General features: G+C 58.4%; 4 protein-coding genes. All 4 read right to left on the reverse strand.

What is annotated here, in order from left to right; translation table 11 throughout:
* Positions 1–118: 118 nt before the first annotated feature.
* The gene (locus tag KNW02_RS21035) at positions 119–2884 is read right to left on the reverse strand and encodes a ScoMcrA-related endonuclease (protein ID WP_252734153.1); all 2766 of its coding nucleotides are present in this window, start codon (positions 2882–2884) and stop codon (positions 119–121) included.
* A gap of 664 nt (positions 2885–3548) precedes the next feature.
* A complete protein-coding gene (locus tag KNW02_RS20030) occupies positions 3549–3947 on the reverse strand; it encodes a hypothetical protein (protein ID WP_216034947.1) in 399 nt (132 codons plus the stop codon).
* A gap of 8 nt (positions 3948–3955) precedes the next feature.
* On the reverse strand, positions 3956–4369 hold the full coding sequence (locus tag KNW02_RS20035; protein ID WP_216034948.1) for a hypothetical protein: 414 nt from the start codon (positions 4367–4369) through the stop codon (positions 3956–3958).
* The gene (locus KNW02_RS20040) at positions 4366–4842 is read right to left on the reverse strand and encodes a hypothetical protein (protein WP_216034949.1); all 477 of its coding nucleotides are present in this window, start codon (positions 4840–4842) and stop codon (positions 4366–4368) included. Before KNW02_RS20040 ends, KNW02_RS20035 begins: the two co-directional genes overlap by 4 nt.
* Between the last annotated feature and the right edge of the window lie 273 nt (positions 4843–5115).

Here is a 5115-nt window from a genome sequence, read left to right on the forward strand (position 1 = left end):
AAAAATCCCATGTCGATCACTCCGTATGCCTCCAGCTGCTTCAAGCCGAGGCAGGGTTGCACATGGGTCAATTCTCAATGACAATTTTGGCGGTTGCCGGGTCAATTCTCAGTGGCAATCAACACCCGCCGACATTCGGGGACAGGATCGCGGGGTTCGGCATCAGCTCCTTGAAGGTGAATCGACGGCGCAAAGCCGTGTCCAGCAGCGCAATCGAGCGGTCGGCCGTGTTCATGGTGCCGACGATATGCAGGTTGGGCGGCACCCCGAAGCGCTTCTTCGAATATGGCAAGGTCAGCTGGATTTCGTCTCGCCGCCCGAGGCGCTTGTCCGGTTCCAGGAGCGTGATCAGTTCGCCGAAGACCTTAGAGATATTGGCGCGGTTGATTTCGTCGATGATCATGACATGGGGTTCCACCTCCCGGCTGACGGCCTCACCCCCGCTGTTCATGTACCCTTCAAGAGCAACGGTATCCAGGCGAGCCCGATTGAGAGCGTAGATTGACCGCATGGTGAAGTTGCCATCGTAGATTTCGCCCGCAGGAACACCGGTTCGATCCACCCAAAGCCAGCGCACAGATCGGCGATGGCAGTATGTTCGGTTGGCACGCTGGTGGTATTCGTAAGTCCCGGTAATCTCGCCAATTGCACGGAACAGGCTGTTGCCCTTGGTCACGACAATGATGTCGCCGATTTCAAGCTGATTGCGGAAGACGTCTACCTGACTGACCTGGCCAGACTGAAGCGTGACCTCGCCCTCCCGCCTGCCCTGCTCACGACAGGCCTTGAGGATCTCGTTTATGTCCGAGAATTTGTCATCCGTGAAATCGATGTCTTCCCAACCCAGAAGCGTGTGCCCCTCGGATATTGCCTCGTCGAACAGGTAATCCTCGGAAGCAACGTTGGCACGCGCGATCGACATCTTGAAAACCTGCCGACCATCGAGCGAGATGACGTTCCCACTCGGCGTAACCGGCACGCCTCTCTCTGCACGCCTCGCAATGCGCTCGAATATCCCGGCGACAGGCTCGAGGCGAAAGCCCGCGCCCTGATCCGGTACGTCCACTTCATCAACGCTGGGTCTCAGCCCCTCGACAAATTCCTCGTAGGACATCGACTGGTGGAAGGTGACGAACTCGATCCGCCCCTCGGACATCAAGCGACGGTATTCCGCCATAAGCCGGTCGCGGCTCTTTTCACCTGAGATGCCAGCGGCAGCGACCTCACCCAGACAGAGGCGAACCGCCTCCCACGCTGTCTGGTAGGTCTTGCCGGTGCCGGGAGGTCCGTAGAGGATCAGGTTGTTGGTCGCAGCAATCACTTGGGCAGCCTGGCCCTGCATGGGGGCATCTGATTCTGCCATCGCCTTCCCCTCCTGGTCCTCGGCATCGAGGGTGAAAGTAAATGTTGTCGTGCTGGAGGGGTTCGGCGTGGTCGTCTGAAGCGCCGTGTAGCCCGCCAAGTCCTTGAACTTCTTGCCTCCCAAAGCGCTGCAAATCGTCGGGAAGGCATTTTGCTCGGAGATATCCCGTGCGAGGTCGGATGCGCGGATGGTCACCGAGTTCATGTGCGCTTCGCGGGCAGGTCCGATGTAGTAGTTCAGAGCGACGAGTCGCGCGCGTTCTGCTCCGCGCATCAGATGTGTGTGTTGATCGGGGAGCGGTAGCGGCGTGCCATGCTGATCGACGATGACGTAGCCCGCCGCATGCAGCCTTGCGGCCGCATCCCCTGGTTGGCTCCACCCCCCATTGAATGTGCTCGCAGCCTTCCCCAGAAGGTACCCGACAATTGGTTTCGTCGGAAAGCGCTTGTCCAGGCGCGGGCGAGTCGACCGCACCCAAAAATCCTTTGGTTCGCCAAAGCTCGAGAACGCATCGGCATGTGCACCCGACGTGCGGTACTGGTCGTAAGCATCCATCGCCGCTTCGATCCGGTCGCGCGAGAACGTTTGATCGGACGCCTCTTCACTTCCGCGCAGGACGCAGTATCCGAGATTCTCCAACACCGCGTGCGTGCGCGGCCCACCCTGTCCGCCGAAGAATTCTTTCATGGAGAGGGCCCTGCCTCCCGGCAGATGCCCGAGTGCGGCCGCGACCGTCGCCTTCGCAGGATAGGAACGGCCTGTGGCATCGTCCTGGAACTGAGTCGCGCCATCGGCATAGCCCCCGCGCGCGAGAAAAGCCGCCAGACCAATTTCGTCGCATTCGCGGATTGCTGCTTCGATTTCCTTGCGGGTGAGGCGATCCAGCAAAGCCTGATGATCGGTAACGTCTGACCCCTTGCGCCGGATCTGATATCCCAGAGCTTCAAGCCTTGCGAATGACTGCGCCTCTCCGAAGCCGTTGAAGAATTCCTTCGCCGAGAGGGCCCGGCCATCGGGAAGATGCGCCAAGGCCGCTGCGACGGTCGCCTTCGCCGGATAGGACTGCTCGTTGCCTTCGTCGCCGACCCACACCTGGGGACTGGCAAAGCCCCCACGGGCAAGAAAGGCCTTCAGGCCCAGCTGATCGCACTCCTGCATCGTCGCGTCGATTTCTTTGCGGGTAAGGCGGTCGACCAATGCACGATGTTCCGCCTTGTCCGGCACATTGGATTGTTCGGTCAGGAAGGAATGATACAGCTTCAGCGCCTGCTGGAGGCTGGCAAGCCCCGTGCGCAAGACGCCGTCGATGGGCACCGGCGATGGGTTCGGGCGTTCAGCGCGTTCATCCTCTGCCGAGTAGGCAAAGCGGTTCAGGATGCTGTCCCGATCCTCTTGGGCAAACAATTCGTCCAGATCGCCCAGATGCTGCTCCACGCGCTTTGCGCTGCTGACCCGCGAGGAGGCGGTTGCATCCGTCTGTCCCTGCGCCACCAACCACTTACGGAACTCGTCCTGCTTCATAGTTGCGCCCCTGCCTCGCCGAATAGTGACGTTCCAAGGTCAGGAAGCCGAGGGCAGAATCCGTCGTCGTCAATTCACCGTCTGGAACTACGGGCCGATGATGGCCGGAAGCAAGGATGCGCGCAACTGCGAGTTGCCTGCCGCTGCCTGCGGCTGCGTGATTATGCGTGCTGGTGCGGTTTTTCTGGTGTCGTGTTGATGTGGCGTTGATGTAAACCGGAAAACCAAAAACCCGACGGAATACGTCGGGTTCCAAGCATTTGATATTCTTACAGATTTTGGTCGCGGGGGCAGGATTTGAACCTGCGGCCTTCAGGTTATGAGCCCATAGCCCTTAAATTTCAATAAGTTAGCAATATCAATCAGTTCCGGCGCAAGCCTTTGATTTGGCCCGATTTTCGCTCCTGCATCGACCGGCATTGGCACGGATTCGCGCGCAAGACAGGTGCGAATCCCGCAGTCGCAGGTTGATGTGGCGTTGATGTAGACCAGATTCCCTGCCCCGCCGTTTATGATCGCAAACCAGCAAAGATTGTGCGGGGAGCGTCCGCATGTCGAAGCCGACCAAGGTACGCGCTTGGGTGCAGACGTTCGCCACGCGGCGCACGAACTGGTCAGCTGCGGGACGAAAAGACGTTCACTATGTGTGAATCAATGGCCGCGGTCAGTCCATCTGCGTCAAGCGATGCCATGCCTCATGAAACTCTGGCCTGGTGTAGTTCTTTCGTGACAGCCACCACGATACGCGGCCTTCTTTGTTGGTATTCGAACCCGCCAGAGCCTTCACTTCGTCCAGCTTCAGTACGTAGCAGACCGGATCATCATCGTTGGCCCCAACAGTGATGATCCACCACCGTGACCGCAGACTGTCTAGGCTGCTACCTAACGGCACGTCGACGCGCTTCGACAGCGACTTTGACTGGATGGGGATCACCATATCTTCATCATCAACTGGTGCCGCATACAGATCCGCGCCGCGCGCATTCCGCACCGTGGGCATGACGATCCAGCCGCGCCGGGTTAACTCCCATGCGATATGGAACAGCCCAGCATTACCCGTCATTTGGTGCTTCATTGCAACGCTCCGAAGTCGTTCGCTGCTACGATAGCGCGGACGGCGCTTGGCAGGCAGTTTCCCGACTGTTTACGGTTCGGATCAGACCTGTGACACTTTCGAGCCTGTTCATTGGTAAGCAAGTAGAACGTCGGAGCCATATTGGTAATGTTCAGTGCGACGAATAAGAACAGATCGGCGTCACCCTTTGCTGCCATCAGCACCGGCCAACGAGTGATTTCGGTTTCGCGGTTAATGAATTGCCGTGTCTTCACTTCGACTGACAGGGCACGGTCATTAACCACCACCATGAGGTCGTGACCCGGAGCACCCGTCGGGCTGGCGTAGGCTGCATAGCCAAGGCTGTTCAACTTGGCCAACGCCAATGCCTCGCCAAGATCACCGGCTTGCTGGTGTGCGAGCTTCTTCATTCAATAGCGGCCCAATCAAAGGCGCGTTGGCGTTCGGCGAAGTAGAATTCCCTGATGGTCATCCCAACCGGAACACGCAGTCCAGTGTCATCCAGCCCCTTCTGGAACCCGGCAAGAATGCTATCCGTTACGCCCTGTGCTGTCTCAACCAACGCGGTGATCGCCGGCATTTTTTGGGTATGGGCATAGTCGACAATCTGGGACAGCGGAATCTTCCGTGCCATGTGCTGATGCCAAGTGTCGCCGGGCTTCAGCACGCCGCCGGCTTCAGCCAATTGACGATAGGTGACCGAGCGCCTGTCTCGTGCAGCCTGAACCAAGAATTCAATCCCCGCCTTGAAATCGAAAACCGTATTCCGGCGGGCCTGCTCTTCGATGGCAGCGACAGCCAACGGAGCGTGGAGCTTTCCGGCGCGACGATGGTTGTCGATCAAGTTCTGAATTTGCTGGTTTGTCTTCGTTGTCATATCCATGGCTGAGAATAAATCACCGAATGATATGAGTTGTCGAGCGCAGGCCACCTGCCTATTCGCGAACGCACTTGCATTGCTGTCGTTTATATAAAGTGCAGCATTGGGCCAACCCAGCACTCACTGCATAGAACATGAACGGCCGGTTTGCCGAGATATGCGCGAAAGTTGGTGATGCCTGATCAGGCGGCGGTTTGAAGTTGGCGGAGGCCATCGCGGAATTCAATCCCCTGGATGATCTCGGGCAGGCGGTTCTGGCCATCAAGCTTGCGCCAT

The organism is Paracoccus marinaquae, assembly GCF_018860165.1.
Taxonomy (GTDB): domain Bacteria; phylum Pseudomonadota; class Alphaproteobacteria; order Rhodobacterales; family Rhodobacteraceae; genus Paracoccus; species Paracoccus marinaquae.